Below are 561 nucleotides of genomic sequence, written 5' to 3'. Positions count from 1 at the left end.
TCTCCCAGCAGATCGCCCGTATGGACGGGGAGGAGATCCGGATACTGCTGGAGGGGGCCACGTACCTCTTCTCCAACGAGTACGAGAAGGGCCTCATCCAGACGAAGACCGGCTGGACCGACGAGGAGATCCTCGCCAAGGTCGGCCACCGCGTCACCACCCTCGGCGCCCGCGGCGTGCGCATCGAGCGGGCCGGCGAGCCGGTCGTCGAGGTCGCCTGCCCCGACGAGGAGCGCAAGGCCGACCCCACCGGCGTCGGCGACGCCTTCCGCGCGGGCTTCCTGTCCGGCCTGGCGTGGGGCGTCTCGCTGGAGCGCGCCGCGCAGGTCGGCTGCATGCTGGCGACCCTCGTCATCGAGACGGTCGGCACCCAGGAGTACCAGCTGCGCCGCGGCCACTTCATGGAGCGCTTCACCAAGGCCTACGGCGACGACGCCGCCACCGAGGTGCGCGAGCACCTGGGCTGACCGCCGGTCACGTCACGACAGACGGCGGACCACATAGGCCGCGCCCCGGTCCGCCGGCTGTTCGCCGACGGACTCCTGGCCGCGCATCTCGCAC

At 71.8% G+C, this 561-nt stretch carries 1 protein-coding gene; it reads left to right on the top strand.

Annotated features, from left to right (window positions below):
- A partial coding sequence (locus LPA54_RS35765; protein ID WP_228984726.1) for a PfkB family carbohydrate kinase occupies positions 1 to 467 on the top strand: 467 nt, incomplete at its 5' end.
- Positions 468 to 561 lie beyond the last annotated feature (94 nt).

It is taken from the genome of Streptomyces sp. DH12, assembly GCF_020873895.1.
Lineage (GTDB): Bacteria > Actinomycetota > Actinomycetes > Streptomycetales > Streptomycetaceae > Streptomyces.
This window is presented reverse-complemented; position numbering and strand designations above follow the sequence as displayed.